The sequence below is a fragment of the Olleya sp. Hel_I_94 genome (genome assembly GCF_007827365.1).
In the GTDB taxonomy this organism is placed as follows: Bacteria; Bacteroidota; Bacteroidia; order Flavobacteriales; family Flavobacteriaceae; genus Olleya.
Genome location: NZ_VISI01000002.1, coordinates 2,716,842 through 2,737,406, shown reverse-complemented (window position 1 = coordinate 2,737,406; position 20,565 = coordinate 2,716,842). Strand labels below are relative to the sequence as shown.

At 32.9% G+C, this 20,565-nt stretch carries 10 protein-coding genes; 1 reads left to right on the top strand and 9 read right to left on the bottom strand.

All coding sequences use genetic code 11. The features are described 5' to 3' along the window. Positions 1–5 precede the first annotated feature (5 nt). Positions 6–3,716 (bottom strand): metallophosphoesterase, encoded by a 3,711-nt coding sequence (locus JM82_RS15325; protein WP_145006060.1) that lies wholly within the window; start codon positions 3,714–3,716, stop codon positions 6–8. A gap of 55 nt (positions 3,717–3,771) precedes the next feature. Between JM82_RS15325 and JM82_RS15320 the strand changes: the two genes are divergently transcribed. Next, complete coding sequence (locus JM82_RS15320) at positions 3,772–5,037, top strand: Pycsar system effector family protein (RefSeq protein WP_145006058.1); 1,266 nt, start codon at positions 3,772–3,774, stop codon at positions 5,035–5,037. Here the strand turns inward: JM82_RS15320 and JM82_RS15315 are convergent. The 8 genes from JM82_RS15315 to JM82_RS15280 all read right to left on the bottom strand — a co-directional run bounded on the left by JM82_RS15315 (position 5,034) and on the right by JM82_RS15280 (position 20,550). Beyond that, positions 5,034–7,415, bottom strand: coding sequence for a GAF domain-containing protein (locus JM82_RS15315; RefSeq protein WP_145006053.1), 2,382 nt, complete (start codon positions 7,413–7,415; stop codon positions 5,034–5,036). The genes JM82_RS15320 and JM82_RS15315 overlap by 4 nt on opposite strands. Positions 7,416–7,553: 138 nt before the next feature. Continuing rightward, on the bottom strand, positions 7,554–8,975 hold the full coding sequence (locus JM82_RS15310) for an alpha-amylase family glycosyl hydrolase (protein ID WP_145006051.1): 1,422 nt from the start codon (positions 8,973–8,975) through the stop codon (positions 7,554–7,556). 8 nt (positions 8,976–8,983) lie between these two features. Next, positions 8,984–10,657, bottom strand: a complete 1,674-nt coding sequence (locus tag JM82_RS15305; RefSeq protein ID WP_145006048.1) for an alpha-amylase family glycosyl hydrolase — start codon at positions 10,655–10,657, stop codon at positions 8,984–8,986. Between the two features lie 7 nt (positions 10,658–10,664). Then, on the bottom strand, positions 10,665–14,141 hold the full coding sequence (locus tag JM82_RS16570; RefSeq protein ID WP_145006045.1) for a TIM-barrel domain-containing protein: 3,477 nt from the start codon (positions 14,139–14,141) through the stop codon (positions 10,665–10,667). A gap of 42 nt (positions 14,142–14,183) precedes the next feature. Then, positions 14,184–16,103, bottom strand: a complete 1,920-nt coding sequence (locus JM82_RS15295) for a glycoside hydrolase family 13 protein (RefSeq protein ID WP_145006042.1) — start codon at positions 16,101–16,103, stop codon at positions 14,184–14,186. Positions 16,104–16,122: 19 nt separating this feature from the next. Then, positions 16,123–18,429 carry a glycoside hydrolase family 65 protein gene (locus JM82_RS15290; protein ID WP_145006039.1) on the bottom strand — a complete coding sequence of 769 codons (2,307 nt, stop codon included), beginning with the start codon at positions 18,427–18,429 and terminating at the stop codon, positions 16,123–16,125. Between the two features lie 87 nt (positions 18,430–18,516). Then, positions 18,517–19,173, bottom strand: a complete 657-nt coding sequence (gene pgmB / locus JM82_RS15285) for a beta-phosphoglucomutase (protein ID WP_145006036.1) — start codon at positions 19,171–19,173, stop codon at positions 18,517–18,519. Between the two features lie 3 nt (positions 19,174–19,176). Beyond that, on the bottom strand, positions 19,177–20,550 hold the full coding sequence (locus tag JM82_RS15280; protein ID WP_145006033.1) for an MFS transporter: 1,374 nt from the start codon (positions 20,548–20,550) through the stop codon (positions 19,177–19,179). Between the last annotated feature and the right edge of the window lie 15 nt (positions 20,551–20,565).

Here is a 20,565-nt window from a genome sequence, read left to right as displayed (position 1 = left end):
GGGTTTTAAAAATTTAATCCAAATCCAAAAGAAAAACGTAATCCTTCTTCGCTATTAAAAAAGTTAAATGTTCCAGAAACACTATCTGCTGCAGTCACCCAAAATCCAACTCCATAATCATTATGCCAAATTTTTGACGCATCATTTTTAGTCCAAACACGTCCTACATCACCTCCAACAAAGACACCTAATTGTAATGGTAACGTTTTTGTTTTAAACTGATTAAAGCTATATCTAATATCTGCACTACCTGTTAAACTATTTTGACCTGTAAAACGTTGCAACCTGTAACCACGCAGTCCATTGGCTCCACCAATATTTGCTGCTTGATAAAATATTAAATCATCACCAAATCGCATTTGTGCGCGTGCATCTGTTTTTAAAACTAGTTTTCTGTTTGTAGATAGCGCGTTGTAAAACCCTAAAGCAGTATTTACAAATCCGTATGTGTATTTAGAGTCTTTAACTTCGGTTTTACCTCCTACACCTAAATCAAAGGTCATCCCTCTGGAAGGATTTATAGCATTATCAAAACTATGATAATTAAAATTCCCTTCTAAACCTGCGAAAAAGCGTCTATTATAAAAGTCTGTTGTGTTTACAGACGGTTCTTGTGTTTCAATAAAACGGTCTGGTGTTTCTCCAATCTCTACAGCTTCTGTAGTTATTTTTATTCCGTAATCAGATCCAAAATCTCCTTTTTTAAGGACACCTACACTAGCTGCATATATACTTGTTTTAATTCTATTATAATCTAAATCTAAGTCATCATCATTGTTAACGGTTTCATTACCATAACCAAAAAAGTTATTGGTAAAATTCTCGCTTGTTAGTTGTCCTGCGACATGCAAGTTCCATTCGCCAAAAAGGTTTGCAAATTCACCATCATAATTTAAACTAAAACCACTAGTTGCAAAAAAGTAACCACTTTTAAAACGATGTTGTTGCGAGTATGGGTTACGAGAAAATCCCTTAACAGTATAATTTAAGCCTACACCTACTTTAAAACCATCATCTGGATTATACCCTAGACTTGGGGTAACCACACTTGTTTTAACTATGTTTTTCTGAAAATCAAACAGGTTATTATTGTAAATATCTGTAAATTTAACCTTAGCTCCATTGTTTTTAGTTATGGTATTTGGTTTTGATTTATGGTCATAAATACGTACACGTCTTCCATTATTAATAATATATTCATCGTTATTTTGCCCACCAATAATACGTGTAAAAATTAAGTTACTAGCTTTACCGCTAACTTCAATTATATCATCATCATCTAAAGCATAAATCCATAACTCCTTAGTTATATCCTTATCAAAAGTACGATCTACTATAACATCTGCTTTTTTACCATCTTTTATTCTTGAAATTACAACTTGCGTTTGATTATCTGCAATCCTATTAACTTCAATATAATCATCCTTATCTGTACCAGTTAGTATCACCAATTGATTAAGATAATCAGAATAACGCTCTGCTATATCTAGTAAGTTATTTTTTCTTTCTTTTAAAAATGTTTTTATCTGCAATAAAGATTCTTCTTGTACTTCTTTTGGAACTTTACTAAAAGCCTCTTCAATAACAGCATCTGTAATATTATCTTGCAAGTATTGTGCTTGCTTAATCCAAACAGATTTATCAGAATTTTGAATTAACACTTTATCCAATTTAATACCTGCACTATTCATCCATTTTATATCCTTCAACTCACCATCATACACTTGAAGCTGTTTAGTTGATCCAGAAATAAAACGCATAATATCTAATAAAGCACCATCAAAATTAGAAAACACTTGATCCCTATCTCTAGGAATAGGTTTATATAATTTATCTCCATTATCTTGGTTAAACTGAGCCCATCTCCATTGGTCTTGGTGTCTGTCCCAATCTCCTAAAAGCATATCAAAAAGGCGTGCTCTAATAAAAGCATTTTCGTCTATTTTATATTTTTCGTCAGTCCTAATTTTTTTAATAATGTCATGTGTACTTTCAATATCATCTGCATAACCAAAGTTTTTTTCATCTGTATAATTATCTTCAGGACGTTCTTCAATTAAATATAATTCGCCACCATAATTATAGTTGTAATCCTTTAAATATTTATGTTTTGGTATATAAAACAATTTAGGATTAGTATGGTACACACCTGCTGCATGTGACAGATCTGGAACTACTGAAAACGCATAAGGGTGTGCTGCTGTATAAAAATCTAATATTAAATCTTCGACTTTAGTTTTATCAAAATCATCTTTTAAGTATGTTTCTTTAAACAAAACCGTTTGCAAATACTGTGTAGCACTTTTGCGCAACGCACGCATATTTAATTGTCGACCATCTTTAGTTTGTAATCTTAAAGATCTTGTTTGGTGACCTCCACCTTCTCTAACAATTTCTAGACCACCATAAAGCGTATCCAATGTAGCAATAGGAACTTCTACTTTTTGGCTATAGATATCACGATATTTCTCTCCAAAAAATGTTTTATAAACACCTGTTTTTTGAGTTTCTTCTTCAGTATAAATTGAGGCTTGAATAGTCGGTGAAAAGCTATCTGGTAATGTTGATAAATCAAATTGAGACGCGTTTTTTTCAGCAATTTGCTTGGTAAATAACAGTTTTGGCTGCTCATTATCCTCACCATAAAAACTAACATAACTACTTCCATCTTTAAATACTGTTAGTGTTGCAAAACCTTGTTTACCATAGGCAAATAAACCATTATTACTTAAGGCTGCTCCAGATTGTTTAGCACCAGAACCTGATACAATTTGTTTGATTCCATTATTTTCTATGTATTGTAAATTGTGTTCGTGCCCAGATGTAAAAATTATATTTGTATACTCTAAAGCTAAGGTTTCAATACGATTCATCATCTTATTATAACGCTCGTTATACCTATCTTGAATAGAAACACCACCTTGTGTTCTAACTTGCGTTAAAAATGAAGCTAATATTGGAACCGGAATTTTACTTTGTGTTGGGTACAAATGTTTATCTGCGCTATAAAATCCACCATGAGTACCATTAGTATACATGGGATGATGCATAGCAACTACAACGGTTTTATTTTGTGCTTTTTTAAACTCGCCTTCTAATTCTAATAAAAAGCGTTCTCTTGTTTTAATTTCACACTCGTCATTTATAGTAGGATGATCATTCCAGTTTTCTAAATACCATTGTGTGTCAATGATAATTAACTCGATACCATCACTAACCTCGACCACTTCTAACGGACAACCGTTTTCTGGCTGAAATGTGTTTTTACCCAATGCGTCTTCAATAAATTTTTCTTCATCTTTTAACCCATTTAAACCATCTGCGTACCAATCGTGATTTCCAGGAATAAACAATACTTCACCATTAAAACCAGAAACAGCATTTACTTGTGCTTGTAAATGGTTTTTAGCTTCGTCATAATATGGATCTTCCTTTGTTGGTAGACCTGCAGGATAAATATTGTCTCCTAAAAATATAGTATAGTCACCTTTGGTATCTTTTTGTTTTATTAGGTTTTTATATGCAGTTAATCCACTACTAAATCCACCCATTGGTGATTTTCCTGCATCACCAACTAAGTAAAACGTTTTGTCAATTGGTTTATTTGGTAATGCAACTACAGTTTTATCTTCTGATTTATATTGCGCCTCAAAACTGGCACAATTAGTCAATAGAAAAGCTAAAACAAACGTTAGAAATATGTTATTTTTTGTCATTAAAGGTTGAGAGTTTTATTTTTTTAGTACTTTGGATAAGAATAATTATGCACTCATGTCTAAACTAATTGAAAAAACCGAAGCTTTTGTATTTGAACTCCTTAAAAATGAGCTACCAAACACGATAGTCTATCACAATCACACGCATACCTTACGAGTATTTAAAAGTACGAAAGAAATTATAGAAAACTCTAAAATTGATGTTAATGATGCGCAAATACTTCAATTAGCAGCTTTATTACATGATGTGGGCTACACTAAAAAAAGAGAAGGCCATGAGGAGGTTAGCGCACAAATAGCTAGAGAATTTTTGACTACAGAAAATGTAGACGAAAAAACTATTAAAGCTGTTGAAGATTGTATACTAGCTACAAAATTTGATAGTAAGCCAGAAACCGAATTAGAGAAAATTTTACGCGATGCTGATGCCTCTCATTTTGGAAAAAAATACTTTCCGGAAGCTAGCGAGTTTTTAAGAAAAGAGTTAGAATTAGCAGGTATTGCAAACTACACACCAAGAGAATGGCTTGACGAGAACATTAAAGTCTTATCTAAAAAACACAGTTATTATACGGATTATGCCTTACAAAATTGGCAACAAAGAAAAGAAAAAAATCTTGCTAAGCTGATCCTTGCAAAAAAGAAACAAAAAAAGAAACAAAATACAGAAGAGCTAAAGGCAAAGTACAAAGCCCAATATAAAAACGAAAGTCCAGAACGTGCTATTCAATCGTTTTACAGAACTGCGCTACGAAATCACATTAAATTAAGTGACATTGCGGACACTAAAGCCAACATCTTATTATCTGTTAATGCTATTATTATATCGGTTGTATTGGCTAATTTAATTTCTAAATTAGACACCAACCCTTATCTAACTTGGCCTACTGTGATTTTCACTCTGTTTAGTGTTGTATCTATGGTAATGTCCATAATTGCTACAAGACCCAATGTAACTAGTGGTCAATTCACTAAAGAAGATGTAGAAAACAAAGAAGTTAACTTAACGTTTTTTGGGAATTTTCATAAAATGAAACTTAACGAATTTGAATGGGCTATTAATGAAATGATAAATGACAAGGAGTACATTTACAAGTCACTGACTAAAGATTTATATTTTTTAGGAATTGTTTTAGAACGAAAATACCGTTTATTAAGAATAACATACACTGTATTTATGATAGGTATTATTATATCACTACTTGCTTTTGGTATTGCTGTAAAAAACAATCCAGGTGTAAATATTCAGGATGTATTAGATACAACATCGCAAATACAATACATACTACCTCAAAATCTTAACCAACTTTTAGTTGGTTAGGATTTTATAGCCTGCATTAAATCGTTATACGTGTAAAACTGCTTTGTATTGTTTTGGTCTTGATACAAGATATTAACTCTAATAGCTTTTAAGCCAGTTACTCCTTGCAAATCCTCTAACTCTAATATTTCTACCTCATCACCTAATTTATGTTTTGATTGTAAAAATCTAACATATTTTAAGTATTCAAACTCATCTTCTTGCTGAGAATAGACAATTGTTAACTTACCCTTAGCAGTAATGCGCTCGTCTGTACCTTTAATATTAGCTTTATCAACTCGTTTTTTAACCACCTCGTATCTTGCATTATAAGTACCATCCACATCAAAGTGTTTCTCATCTGCTCTAAATCTAATAGATAACGGTTGATTAAACACTAAAATCATTGATGCAACATCAAGCGCGATAGGATATTTATGCTGTTTGGTGTAAAAAGACGTTTCCATATCAATCATGACTTGCATTTGCCACAATCTTAAATTATATAAGTATAACTCGTTAAACGAATCTTCTTTTGTAATAGACTCTCCAATGTACATATTATGCTCAACACCATCCGTTTTAAAACGCTCAAAAAAGTGAGGATACATAGCTTGTGCTTCTACTTGTTTTTTATCTAACAAGGCAGACATATTTTTGTTTATCAAGCTAATAGTATCATCATAATTTTTACGATAATAATATATCACTTCAAGATTAGCATCTACTTTAGCAAAATAATCCTCAATGTCTTGGGTTATAAATGATTTTGATTTAAGTTGAAATTTAAAAAGTGGCTCTATTTCATATTTAAAAAAATGAGTGATTTTTTGCTCACTATCAACTTTAAAATCATTTTTTAAAGCAATTTGATAACTTTTAACCTGAAATAATAATTGCTCAAAAATTGGTAATTTTTGATGATCAAAAGCTTTTTCAACGATCTTTTCTACTAATTTTAATTGAAGCGCTAAATCCTTTTGTGTTGCATTATTTCTAGCATCAGACGATCCTTTAACATCTATCTGACCAAATAATGGATAAACATTATCAAAACTAATTTTATTAAAAGATGGGTTTTCATTACCATTATACTCCTCTTGCATAAACTTACGTGCAGCACTTTCAAATTTCCATTTTACACTTGGATGTATAGAAGTACATTCGCGTTGTATAATAGCCTGTATTAAGTTTGCCTCGTCTAATTTAGAGCGCTTAACAGCAGACAAAATAAAAGGCATAACGTCTGCTAGTTTATTGGCATTAATACTATTTAAAGCTCTAGGTGTTTTAGATACTAACTCCAAAACAGCAAGTAAATCACCTTGTTCTGCTATTGGTGCAAAAATGGCACTTTTAAAACCTTGCTCTTTTAAAACTTTAACCTGAGGAGCCTTACCTTTAGATTTTTCAAAATTAGCATCTACATCAGATATAGCAAGGTTAGCTTTACTTTTTAAAATTTTATCATAACTGTAATGACAAAATAAATTCTCACACTTAAACTCTTCTTTAGCTTTAAGCAAAAAACTATTAATGCTAGAATCATGCACCTTCATTAAGGTATTTTCTTCTTTATTATAAATAGAAAATCCAACCTCCAAATCAGTAACCCCTAATAACGAACGGAAGACTTTTTGAAAATCTACCATAAAGCTTTCGTCTTTACGTTTACTATTTTTTATTAAGGTTGTTTTTATGTTTGAAATAGACTGATCGTCCGTAACATCAAAAATGTTAGATATTACAAATCCTTTTGACACATAACTGTTAGGAGGAAATTTTTCTTTCCACAACTCTATATTTTCAAAATTATCTAATAATTCGTCAAAGTCTTTATCCGTTAATTTAGGTGCAGCTTCAGTAGGAATAATTTCCATGAAATCTGCATTATAAGTAATCTTGTAAATTCTTACAATACCATTTTCATTCGGAATCTCATAATATAATGGTCTTTTAAAATTAGTGTCATAGTTATAACAAAAACTCATTATAATTGTACAACTAAGAATATACCAATCATTTTCTGGCATATTTTTAATTACCAATTCAAAATCGGGACCAGCTGATTTTATTATATTTTCAAAACGTTTTGAAGCATTAAAAATAAAATTATGATAGGGTACACTTGCTGTTTTAATTTCATTTAGACTTAAAACCTCGCTAAACGAATCTTCCAATAATATTGCGATTTCTTTCTCATATTTTTTCAATACAGAAATCTTACTAAATCCCTCTTTTAATACAGGATTAGCCTGTCCTATTTCTAATATGCGATTTGCTTTGGCTGCGATAAAGGAATCTTCACTTTTAGCCAAGTCATTATAGCGCTCAATAAGTTTATTAAAACTTATTTGTAACGAAAAAGGTAAATTTATATTGTCGTTTAAATCGATCATTTATAATAATAATGTAATGCAAAAATACGCATTATTATGGTTAGTCGCATTTTCTTGTAAAAACTGACAATTTATTAAACCAGAAAAGCACCATCAGGCACTTTTCTATATTTTTATGAAGAAGAATTACTAATTCTTTTACTTTTTAACTAAAATCTTAAATTCATTAACCGCTAAAGGGATTGCATCACCTTCTAATTCTATGGTTTTATTAGACAAATAATCTAAATATGTCCCTTTTTGAACAAGGTTTACTTTAGTATTCTCTTTTGAAACATTTGCAATAAATACAACCTCATCATTATCTTTTGTTCTTGAAAATGAAATTACATCTTTTCCATTATCAATTGCGTTGTATTTAGCGGAAGCTTTTCCTCCATGTAAAGCAGCATTATTCTGTTTTAATGTTGCTAATTTTTCTAATAATTTCCAAGTGGTTCCTTTAATATGAGGGAAACTATCTTTTTCAAAAAATAATAATCTATGGTCTAAATCATACTCTTGACCAGAATAAATTAGTGGCATTCCTGGAGTTACATAAGCCAAAGCAGTCATCATTTCACTAGCGTCTCCCATGCGTTCTTTAATGGTACCATTCCATGAGTTTTCATCGTGATTGGTTACAAAATTCATTAAAATATCGTCACTTGCGTAACGATCAAAATCGGTTTGCAAAGCACTAGTAAATTCGGTTGCACCCTTTTCTCCTTTTGCAATTGCATTCATGGCGTGATGTCTATCCCAACCGTAAGCCATATCAAATAAACCATCTTTTAATAATTCTGGTTCCCAAGCTTCAGCTAACATAAAGATGTCTTTTTTTGCTCGCAATTCTGGTATCGCTTGCTCCCAAAAATTAGTTGGCACAGATCCTGCAACGTCACATCTAAATCCGTCAACGCCTTCTTCTGTCAACCAATAACTCATGTCTGCAACCATTGCTTTTCGCATCTCTTGATTGTCGTAGTTTAAATCGGCAACATCTGTCCAATCTGTATCTACAGGATGTACGACTTCGCCTTTATCGTTTTGTGTGTAATATTCTGGATTGGTTTTTAACCAAGTATGATCCCAACCTGTATGATTTGGCACCCAATCTAAAATCACATAAATTCCATTATCGTGAGCTGTATTTACTAAGTCTCTAAAATTTTCAATCGTCCCAAATTCTGGATTAATTTTAGTGAAATCTGAAACCGCATAATAACTACCTAAATATTTATCTTGTTCTGCTTCAGGAAAATCGGTTGCAAACTTGCTGTCTTCTCCTCCTGTAGCTTTACGTTTTGTTTCTGAAATAGGAAACACAGGCATTAACCAAATCACTTTTACACCTAATTGTTTTAACTGCGGAATGTCTTTTGTGAATTGTTCAAAAGTCCCTTCAGGTGAATATTGTCTGATGTTAGCTTCATAGATAACAGCAGTTTCTAAATCGGAAGCCGAAATAGGTTGTATTGCTACTTTTTCTTCTGTAACAACGTTAGTATCTTCTTGTTTTTTCTCTTCTTTACAAGCAAAAACACTAAGTATTGCAAGGGATAAGATTAGTTTTTTCATGTGAATTTTTATTTAATATTTTCTAATAATAGGATGTTAGACTCTGTATCTATTGTGATTTTTCCGTTTGTAACTTCTAGAATTTCTCCAGAATAGAAGTCCTCAATTTGAGAGGCTTCGTTAAATACTGAAGACACATCAATAGTATGTTTTCCTTTAGGAATATCAATACCAATAATGACCTCATCTTTAAAATCTCCTTTGGTATAGCTTCTACTAAAAAAGTAAGGTGCATTGCTTAGCATCGTATGTTTTCCTGCTCCGACGGAAGGATGTTTACGTCTAAATTGCCCTAATTTTTGCCAGTGGATAAGCAAATCTTGTTGTTGAGAAAGTTCTTCCCAATTCATAAAACTTCTTAAAGTAGCATCTCCATCAGTACCTTCTATGGTTAAATCTCTTGCAGATTCATCTCCATAATATATTTGTGACGCTCCAGGAGATAGTAATAATCGTGTTGCTGTTTCGTAGGTTTTCTTTCTATTTTTATCGAAAGGTTGTCCGTCGTCATGAGACGTTAAATAGTTTAATACACTATAACCTTTAAGATTGGTATGTAATAAACTATCGTATGTTTTAAATTGCTCTTCATAGGTTTGCTGTGCAGCATTCCATTTGAATTCAAAATTGATTAAGCTGTTAAATGCATCATTAAAATAGTTGACTTTTTTATCACCAAAATCGAATGCTTTTCCTGCTGAAATTCCGTAGTTGTACACTTCTCCAACCAAGTAAAATGTATTATCGTCTAAAACTTTGTTTGGGTTTTGCTGTTTAAATTCCGCGAAAGCGTTATCACAAACGTCTTTAAACTCTTGCCAAACAAAAGCTTCAGTATGTTTAACGGTATCTACTCGGTAACCATCAATACCAAAATCTGTAATGTAATCGCTTAACCATTTCATGATGTAAAAACGAGGTGCACGAGGATGACCTGTAGCTTTAAAAAAGGCATCTAATTCTGCAACTTCTTCTTCATAACGACCTTCGGCTTTCCATTTCTCAACCAATTGTGGTGGTAATTCAACTGCTTCATTACTTTCGGTTTTAATGTCTGGAAGGTTTTTTACTAAAGTACACGTTACGGTGTTTTCGTAATTATCATATTGACATTGCGGATCTGTTCTAACCCAATCACTTGGCCAAACAGGATCTTGATCTGTAACAGGACCTGTGTGATTAATAACCGCATCTAACAACACACGAATACCTTTTTTGTGTGCAGCATCCACTAGTTGTTTTAAATCTTCTTTGGTTCCTAAATTAGCATCGACATTAGTCCAATCTTTAGTCCAATAGCCATGATATCCATAGGTGTTTCCAGTACCTTCATCGGTTGCTCCATGAATTTGCTCAACAATTGGCGACATCCAAATGGCATTGATTCCTAAATTTGTAAAATAACCCGCTTCAATTTTTTGCGTGATTCCTTGTAAATCGCCACCTTCAAAACCACGTAAAACAGCAGTCTTTTTAGTTCTTCCATAATTTACGTCATTGGCTTTATCGCCATTATTAAAACGATCGGTTAATAAAAAGTAGACATTTGCAGCTTCCCATACAAAAGGTGTTTTAACCTCTTCTTTTTTGATGTTTTCTGCGATATCTTGATTTGCTTTTTTATCAGTTTTACAACCGAAAATAAGAATAGTTAATACGATTAAAAGTATGCTCTTTTTCATTTTAAATTTAATATTTAATTTGTGCTTCTACCTCTTTTGAAGTATTCCAATTCACCTGAAAAGTCAATGTTTTTGAAACTTCATTATAGTTAAACTCTATTTTTTTTCTATTGAATTTTATGCGTTTTGGTACTTTAGGAAAATTGTGAATAATTACATCAATTTGTTTTGTTGATGCAGAGTAATTTACACCTATCTCTGCTTCAAATTCTAGTTCTAAATTGTTGTTTGATGTTTCTGCTTCAAACTCTAAAATCTCATAGTTTCCTTTTTCAAAAGCATTTTTTGTTGAGCCATCGTCATTATAAAGAGTTCGCTCGCTTTCTGTAACTGAAGCATCAAAATAATAATGTAAGTCGAAGGTGTTTCCGTCATATTCTGCAGTGCTTTGCATTGGTTTTGCAATTGGAATAAATGCGCCACCACGAACGTACGTTGGAATACTATTTTCTTGCGTTTTAACAGAAAGTGCTTGTCCTCCTTCCACTTTTTTATTGGTATAAAAATCAAACCAATTACTGTTTTTCGGAAAATAAACCTCAGCTTCTTTTTGTTCTGAATGTACAATTGGTGTCACTAAAAAGTCATTTCCCCAAAGGTAAGTTGACGCATTGGTTTGCAACTTTTTATTGTCTTCCTCTTCAAAAAACAAGGCTCGCATTAAAGGCGCACCAGTTTGGTTGTTTTCGAATACTAAATTGTAATTATATGGTAGTAATTGGTAACGCAATTCGATAGACTCTTTAGCAAAGGCTTTCGCTTTATCACTTCTAAAAACAGGTTCTGCAGGCACTTCTTCTTGTGCATGTGGTCTGTAAATTGGTTGAAATACACCATACTGTAACCATCGCGCATACAACTCATCGTCTAAATTATTACCAGCAAAACCACCTAAATCGCTATGCATATAGGCTAATCCTTGCAGTCCCATTTGCAGTGCAATTTCTGGCTGACTTTGCAATCCTCCCCAAGTTCTGTTAACATCTCCAGACCAAGGTATCATTCCAAAACGTTGCGATCCAGAACTTCCTGCACGCATTAAAATAAATGGTCTTGTGTTTGGAAAATTTTGTGTGTACATATCTTGTACTAATTCCGCCCAATGGTGACCATAAATATTATGTACTTCGTCTGCTGTTCCTGTGGCGTGTATTAGATTTTTAGGATGCACTTCTGGCTCTCCTAAATCTCCCCAAACACCAGAAACTCCTAAATCGGCCAAGTCTTTATAAATATTTTGAAACCAGTGTTTTCCTTTCGGATTGAAAATATCTATCAATCCTGTGTTACCAAAATAGAAATCGTAAGTAAACGGATTTCCTATAGAATCTTTAGCTAAAACATCTGCTTTTACCGCCTCGTCCCAACGATTAGAAGTGGTTAATAAAAACGGCTCTGTTACTAAAACGGTTTTAACATTATTATTTTTTAAACCTTTTAGCATTTGTTTTGGGTTTGGAAAAGAATCACGATCAAACGCTAGATTTCCCATAGTACCTTGAATAGTTTTTCCGAACCAGAAAATGTCAATAATTATCGCATCTAGAGGAATATTCTCTTCTCTAAATTTTTCTACTGTAGCAGTTACTTCTTCTTGTGAATGGTATCCAAATCGGCTAGAAAAATTACCCAAAGCCCAACGTGGTGGCATAGGTTGTGTTCCTGTAAGTTGAGTATAGTTTTTAGTAAGATCTAACCAAGAATCACCAACGACAATTTGATAGGTTTTTCTACCAGAAATAGTTTCGTATGTTAGTGTGTTATCAGCTTTGCTATCTAAATCTAAAAAGCCAATTGGTGCATTATCAAAATGAATAAGATACTTGTTAGAAGACACCACAATTGGCATCGTGTAATTCATTAACTCACTACTATCTTCGTAACCATAATGTGCTTTATTGTACAACTCTAAACGATTACCACGTCTATTCATCCCTAACGCTCTTGCGCCTCCACCATACAGTACTTCCTCTAGTTTTAAATTAAAACTAATGGTTTCAAAGTCGTCCGTTTTTTGAAAACTATTTTTCACAGAAGTAACTTTTTTTCCATCTTTCCAATACGAAATATGAAAAGGAGACTTGGTGATTTTTACAGTTAATTTTTCAGATTGAAAAGTAATTTCATTTTCTGTTTCATTAAATTTCACCTCAGAAAGTACTTTATCTATAACAACAGCGTGTGACTCTTTATCAAATGTTTCACCTGTTGGCAAAAATGTAGTTTCGATAATTTCAGGATGGTAAAAATGCATTTTATAATTTCCATCTGAAACCTGAATATGTAATTGATTGTCTTGAAAGGTTGCTGTCTTGAACTCTCTTTTTTTAATAGCATCTGCAAACAACCACGTTATAGCTTCAGCAAAATTGTTTCCCCATAAAGCCTCATTATGTTTCCCTTCTGGAACGACTTTAGACTGTATGTTTTTTTTTGGAAATCCGTTATCTTTTAATATAGAAATCATACTATTCATGTCTGTAACGGTTTGGCTAATCTCGATATAACCTGCGTTTTCACTTTCTTTTCCTCCTGCTAAAAAGTACATTTTGGTATTTTGAAGATTAGCGTGCTTTTTAGTAAAATCATTGACTTCTGGAGCAAACCAAAATGCAGGAGAATACACACCAACTTTACCAAAAACTGTTGGATGTTTTAAAGCTGCATAATGCGAAATTAATCCTCCCATAGAACTACCAAAAATGGCTGTATTAGCTCTATCTTTTTTGGTATTATAATTAGTATCTATGTAGGGTTTTAATGTATTGACAATAAAATCGATGTATGCGTCACCTTCACCACCACCATATTTAGCATTGGTCCATGGAGAATATTCATCTAAGCGTTTGGACTCACCATTATCGACACCAACTACGATTAGTTTTAGGTTTTCTTTGAATAGTTTGTCTAGAATTTCATCTACTTTCCACTCACCATATGTAGACGTACTAGCATCAAAAACATTTTGTCCATCGTGCATATACACTACAGGATAATTTTCTTTAGACGTTTTATAATCTGCAGGTAAATACATCCAAACACGACGTTTTCTGTTGAGTTGTGGTATGTTGAAAGTTTCAGATAAAACAGTAACATTTTTTGAAGCTGTTGATGCTTCCTGAAGATCAAATAAATGACTCCAACCTGCGATTTTTACTTTTAACGTATCGTTTGGTTCTGTAAATTTATAGGTACGATTATCTATAGTTTCACCTGTATTGGTACTTTCTGAAGTCTCCCAATTCCCTAAGGTAAACTTGAATAAAATGCGTTGTTCTTTTTTAGGTAGTGTTATTTGATGCTTACCATTTACGAATTGTAATTGGTAGTCTTTGTGTCCGCCAGACCAACCTTCAAAATCTCCAGAAATAAATAGGGATGCGTCTTTTGGTGTGTCTTCTGGAAGTGCTTCTACTATTATGGTAACCTGAGCAAAGGTGAATTGAAATAGTAAAAAAGATAATATGTATATAATATTTTTCATTATGATGGAGACCTCTCGACTGCGCTCGAGGCGACATTTAATTTATAATTTAGTAGATAATAACACACTTCCTCTTTCGTTTAAGGTAATTTCATCTTCCCAAACAAAAGTTTCATTCGTTACTATGTTTTTTAATGTTTTACCTTGCAAACCAACTTCTTCAAAACGTTTTAAATCTAAACTAATTGGTTCGCTATTTTTATTAATGATATGGACAACAGTTTCACCTTCAATAACTCTAAACAAAAAGTACGTTCCCATCAATGGAGCAAAATGGATGGTTTTTCCATTATGGATGGCATCACTAGACTTTCTGTAATTCAATACTTTTTTAAGGAATGCCTGCATGTCTTTTTGCGCATCTGTTAAACCTTCACCAGAAAATGCATTGACAGTATCACCTTCCCATCCTCCAGGAAAATCAGTACGAATCAAACCATGATCTCCAGGTTTTTCAAAATCGTCCATTAAAATTTCTGTTCCGTAATATAGTTGCGGAATTCTAGGTAAACTAAGCAAATAACTCAATGCCATTTTTGTGTTTGTAACATCCCCTTTTAATTGTGTGAAAATGCGACTCATATCATGATTGTCTGGAAACACCATAATATCTTTTGGAGAGGCATATGCAAAATCGTTTGCTAAGCCTTCATATATTTTAACCAAACCTTTATCCCAAGATTCTTCTTGATTTAAAGCGTCCACAATATTGTTTTGCATTGCAAAATCCATGGTCGACCTTAAATTAGAATCGTAACCATCTTTATTGTCATGCCCTTCTTGCCAATAGCTAATTAGTAATGGGTTGTAACTCCATTCTTCACCAACAATACTAAAGTTAGGATATTCGTTCATGATTGCTCCTGCCCAATTAGACATGAAATTTTTATCTGGATAAGGATAAGTGTCTTGACGAATTCCACTTAAATTTAATGTTTCTACCCACCAAATACTATTTTGAATAATATAGTTTGCCATAAACGGATTACGCTGATTTAAATCTGGCATTGTTGGTACAAACCAACCTTCTGCCATTTCTTTTTTATCGCGTTTGGAAGCATACGAATCTTGGTTACTGGTACGTCTGTGATTAGAATTATTTAATGGTTTGTTATTCTCAAAACTTTCTTGTTGGTTCACCCAATCTTTAAATGGTAAATCTTGCATCCACCAATGTTCGCTTCCGCAATGATTAGCCACTTGGTCCATGATTATACCAATACCCTTTTCTTTGGCTTTTGCAGCTAATTCTTGGTATTCTTCTAAACTTCCGTAACGTGGATCTACTTGGTAAAAATCGGTCATGGCGTAACCATGATACGAAGCTCTTTCCATATCATTAGTTAATAAAGGACACGACCAAATTTGTGTAAAACCCATTTCTTCTATATAATCTAAATGCTGAATAATGCCTTGTAAATCACCACCATGACGTGCATAATCGTCTTTTCTATCGATGGTTTTCTCCTTTAAACTTTCGTTTATATCATTAGAAATATTACCATTTGCAAAACGATCTGGAGTGATTAGATAAATAGCATCTGTACTATCAAAACCTTGATAATCGGAAGCCTCTTTTACACGTGCTTTTAATTCGTAGGTTTGAACAAGCTCTTTTTCTTCATTAAATTTAAAATGAATATTGAATTGTCCTGCTTTAGCACTTTCTGAAATATTTAGATCTAAAAACAGATAATTAGGACTATCTGCTTTATGCACTTTTTCAATAGAAACTCCTGCATAATTTATACTAGGTGTTGCTTCCGAAATATTAGGATGCTTCACCAATAATTGTACTTGTGTAGTATTAAAACCTGTCCACCAATGTGGTGGTTCGATACGCTCGATATCGTTTTTAACTTTGGTTATAACTTCAGAAGTTGTTGTTTTTTCAGTTTCCTTCTGACAAGAAAAACTAACACTAATTAAAATGATTAATGCTAGATGTATTAATTTTTTCATCTTAATTAGTGTGTTTAGTTTATGCTTTCACCAAATTATTTGGTGACACTGTTACTGGTTTATTATTTACTATAATATCTAAATCGCAATTGCCTTCTAACTCGAAAGTCGTTTCTGCTTGGGATACATTCACCTTTAAAATTTGATCTCTAAAGTTTACTTTAAACGAATACGCATCCCATTCTTTAGGAATACGAGGTTCAAAATTCAGCATATCGTTTTTAACACGCATACCACCAAAACCTTCTACAATACTCATCCAGGTTCCAGCCATACTGGTAATATGTAAACCTTCTTCAACCTCTTTATTATAATCGTCTAAATCTAAACGAGACGTACGTAAATAGAACGTATACGCTTGTTCCATTTGGTCTAACTTAGCAGCTTGAATACTGTGTACACAAGGCGACAATGAGCTTTCATGCACTGTAAATGGTTCGTAAAAATCGAAATGACGTTTTAATTCTTCGGTTGAAAATTGATCTTCAAAGAAGTAAAAACCTTGTAACGTATCTGCTTGTTTTATGTAAGGCGAACGTAAAATACGATCCCAACTCCACTTCTGGTTTATTGGTCTATCTTGATTTGGTAAATCTGCAACCGTAATTAATTCTTTATCTAAAAAGCCATCTTGTTGTAGGTATACTTGATGTTTTTCCGAATATGGAAAAAACATATTATCTGCTACTTTTTGCCAAGCATGTAACTCTTCGTGGGTGATTTTTGTTTTGCCTACAATACGCAAGTAATCGTCGTGATGCCCTTCTTTAACTTTCTCTATATTTTCTAACGCATAATCAATACACCACTTTGCTAAATAGTTGGTATAAAAGTTATTATTGATGTTATTTTCATATTCGTTTGGACCAGTAACACCTAAAATAACATACTTGTTTTTATCTGTAGAAAAAGTAGCTCGTTGCTGCCAGAATCTAGCAATACCAATAAGAACTTCTAATCCCATTTCTGGAATATAGCTATAGTCACCTGTGTAACGATAGTAGTTAAAAATAGCAAATGCGATAGCTCCATTTCTGTGAATTTCTTCAAAGGTAATTTCCCATTCGTTATGGCATTCTTCGCCATTCATGGTTACCATTGGATATAATGCTGCTCCGTTATTAAACCCTAATTTTTCAGCATTTTCAATCGCTTTTTCTAAATGATTATATCGGTATTTAAGTAAACTTCGTGCTACTTTTTGATCTTTGGTAGCCATGTAAAACGGTATACAATATGCTTCTGTATCCCAATAGGTACTTCCACCATACTTTTCTCCTGTAAATCCTTTTGGACCAATATTTAATGTAGAATCTTTTCCTAAATAGGTTTGGTTTAATTGGAAAATATTAAAACGAATACCTTGTTGTGCTTTTACGTCACCATTGATTGTGATATCTGACATTTCCCAAATTTTTGACCAAGCCTCTTTTTGATTATTTAAAAGTGCATTGAATCCTAAATCTGAAGCAGTATCTAGTGCTTTTTTAGCTGCTGAAACTAATTGGTTTTTATCGTGGTTTCTATCTACTGTGTAACCACCAAACTTTTGGATACTTGCTGTTTCACCTGTATTTACAGAAACTGTATAGGTAAATGCAATAGCATTTGCTTGTTTATCAATTTCTGGTGTTTGCTCTTGTTTTGTATTATTTACAAAAACCGAAGACTGCATAAATGTGCAAGTATGAAAACCTGTTTTCATTGTTTTTGCTTCAATAAACGCTTGCTCGTTTTCTGAACTTACATTTAAAGTGTCCCAAAATTGGTCGTCCCAATTGGTATCTTCATTTGTAATTCCTGAATCTAAATACGGTTGAAACTTGATTGTTGCTTCTCCGTTTATAGGTGTTACTTGGTAATTAATTGCACCAACTTCATCTAAATCTAAGCTTAAAAAACGAAGTGCTTTCACTTCAATTTCTAATTTGTTTTGAAGCGTTGCAGTAAACGATCTAGACAACCAACCTTCTTTCATGTTTAATTCTCTTCTAAAATTAGAAACAGAAACACACGTGTTTAAATCTAGTTGTTCACCATTAATTTCTACATTAATACCTATCCAATTTGGTGCATTTAATACTTTAGCAAAATACTCTGGATAACCATTTTTCCACCAACCCACTCTGGTTTTGTCAGGATAGTAAACACCTGCAATGTAGCTTCCTTGAAAAGTTGGACCTGTATATTGCTCTTCAAAATTAGCACGTTGACCCATTGCACCATTACCGATGCTGAATAAACTTTCTGAAGACTTAACGCGATCTGCATCAAAACCTTCTTCAATTATGGACCACTTGTCTGGTTGTATATAATCTTGATTCATTTTATATATTTATTAATCATTGCGACACATAAAATGAAGTGATACTCTTTTATGAGATTCCTTCACTATGTTCGGAATGACGTTATTTTATCTATTTATTAATTCTTCTATGAAGCTGTTTTCTATTTCAGTAAAATCTGAAAAGATGTAATCAGCTTCATGTAATACTTCTTTTTCGCCTATACCAATAGATATCATATTTGCAGTATTTGCAGCTTGAACACCAGCTACAGAATCTTCAAAAACAATACAATCTTCTGGTTTCATGTTTAAATGCTTTGCTGCTATTAAAAACACTTCTGGATCTGGTTTTGCTTTACTAACATCGTTACCATCAACAATAGCATCAAATTTTGACAGTAAATTGACTTTCTCTAAAATTGGTCGTGCATTTTTACTCGCAGACCCTAAAGAAATTGGCTGTTGTTTTTCTATTAAATAATCTAATATTTTTGGTACATCTGGTAAAATTTCTTCATCAGTCATTTTAGCAATAAAGCTTAAATACTCTTCATTTTTTTTACTCATTAAAGATGTAAATAGTTCTTCTGAAATGGTTTTATTTCCCCATTCCAGTATTTTTTCTAATGATTTTACACGACTTACACCTTTAAGTTGTTCGTTTTGCTCGTGTGTAAAATCTATATCAATACTTTTTGCAAGGTTTTGCCAAGCCAAAAAGTGATATTTTGCAGTGTCTACAATGACACCGTCTAAATCGAATATGAATCCTTTTTTATTCATCTTTTAAATTTCTTCTGCTTGATATGAAATTGCGTTTTTATTAGTTATCAATAAGTTGCAAAGACCTGCAATTATTAAACTAATTCCTGCAACTGTCATAGCATTTATCGTTTCTTCTCCTAATAAACTTGATATAAAATTAATACCTCCAAGTGCTGCAATAATTTGTGGTATTACAATAAACATGTTGAATATTCCCATAATTACACCCATTTTTTTTGGATCTACAGAACTAGATAACATGGCATATGGCATTGACAAAATACTTCCCCAAGCAAAACCAATAAGTATAAAGCAATACTTTAGGTGTTCTGGTGAAGCATAATTCATTAACAAAAATCCTACACCACCTAACATTAGTGATACCATATGCACTAGCTTACGGTTAATGCGCCTTTTAGCTGTATATAGCACTAATAATAAAGCAAAAGCCATAGAGGATAACCCATACACACCCATTGCTGAACCTACTAAATTTGATGATTTTTGAAACGCTGTATTTTGTGTATCAAATGCAGCTTTTTGCACAGTGTCTGCCATATCAAAAGCACTTTCTATTGGAGCTGGTGTATTAAACACGTGCTCTGTAAGTGCTGGATTGGCTAAACTCCACATAGTAAAAAAGGCAAACCAAGAAAAGAATTGGATGATTCCTAATTTTTTCATGGTTAATGGCATGTTACCAATATTATTTAAAATGTCTGGAATGAAGTTATTTTTCTTAGCTTTCTCGCGCTCAAACTCTTCCATGTCTTCTGGAGGATATTCTGTTGTAGTAAATACAGTATAAAGAATGCTTAGTAAAAACACGAATGCACCAATTGCAAAAGCTATTTTAACTGAGTCCGTAATTACACCAGAGTCTGCAGAATCGCTAACTCCAAATTGCGACACCATCCAAGGTAAATTACTAGCAACCCAAGTACCAATACCTATAATTAAGGTTTGTACAACAAATCCATAAGACCTTTGAGAGTCAGGTAATTTATCTGCCACTAAAGCCCTAAAGGGTTCCATAGACACATTTATTGAAGCATCCAGAATCCATAAGAATCCTGCTGCTACCCAAAGAGCTGGAGAATAAGGCACAAAAAATAATGCTAACGAACTTAAGATAGCTCCAATTAAGAAAAACGGTCTACGTCTTCCCCATTTGACACTCCAAGTACGATCACTCATGTAACCAATTATTGGCTGAACCAATAAACCAGTTAAAGGTGCTGCAATCCATAATAATGGGATTTCGTCTTTACTTGCTCCTAATGTTTGAAATATTCGAGACATAAAGCCTCCTTGTAGTGCAAAACCAAATTGAATTCCTAAGAAACCGAAACTCATGTTCCAGATTTCCCAAAAGCCAAGGGTACGCTTTTTCATAAATAGTAAGTTTAA

Excerpts from the sequence above, each read along its gene's own strand:
- JM82_RS15325 (WP_145006060.1), bottom strand. The coding sequence starts at position 3,716 with ATGACAAAAAATAACATATTTCTAACGTTTGTTTTAGCTTTTCTATTG.
- JM82_RS15320 (WP_145006058.1), top strand. The coding sequence starts at position 3,772 with ATGTCTAAACTAATTGAAAAAACCGAAGCTTTTGTATTTGAACTCCTT.
- JM82_RS15315 (WP_145006053.1), bottom strand. The coding sequence starts at position 7,415 with ATGATCGATTTAAACGACAATATAAATTTACCTTTTTCGTTACAAATA.
- JM82_RS15310 (WP_145006051.1), bottom strand. The coding sequence starts at position 8,975 with ATGAAAAAACTAATCTTATCCCTTGCAATACTTAGTGTTTTTGCTTGT.
- JM82_RS15305 (WP_145006048.1), bottom strand. The coding sequence starts at position 10,657 with ATGAAAAAGAGCATACTTTTAATCGTATTAACTATTCTTATTTTCGGT.
- JM82_RS16570 (WP_145006045.1), bottom strand. The coding sequence starts at position 14,141 with ATGAAAAATATTATATACATATTATCTTTTTTACTATTTCAATTCACC.
- JM82_RS15295 (WP_145006042.1), bottom strand. The coding sequence starts at position 16,103 with ATGAAAAAATTAATACATCTAGCATTAATCATTTTAATTAGTGTTAGT.
- JM82_RS15290 (WP_145006039.1), bottom strand. The coding sequence starts at position 18,429 with ATGAATCAAGATTATATACAACCAGACAAGTGGTCCATAATTGAAGAA.
- pgmB (WP_145006036.1), bottom strand. The coding sequence starts at position 19,173 with ATGAATAAAAAAGGATTCATATTCGATTTAGACGGTGTCATTGTAGAC.
- JM82_RS15280 (WP_145006033.1), bottom strand. The coding sequence starts at position 20,550 with ATGAAAAAGCGTACCCTTGGCTTTTGGGAAATCTGGAACATGAGTTTC.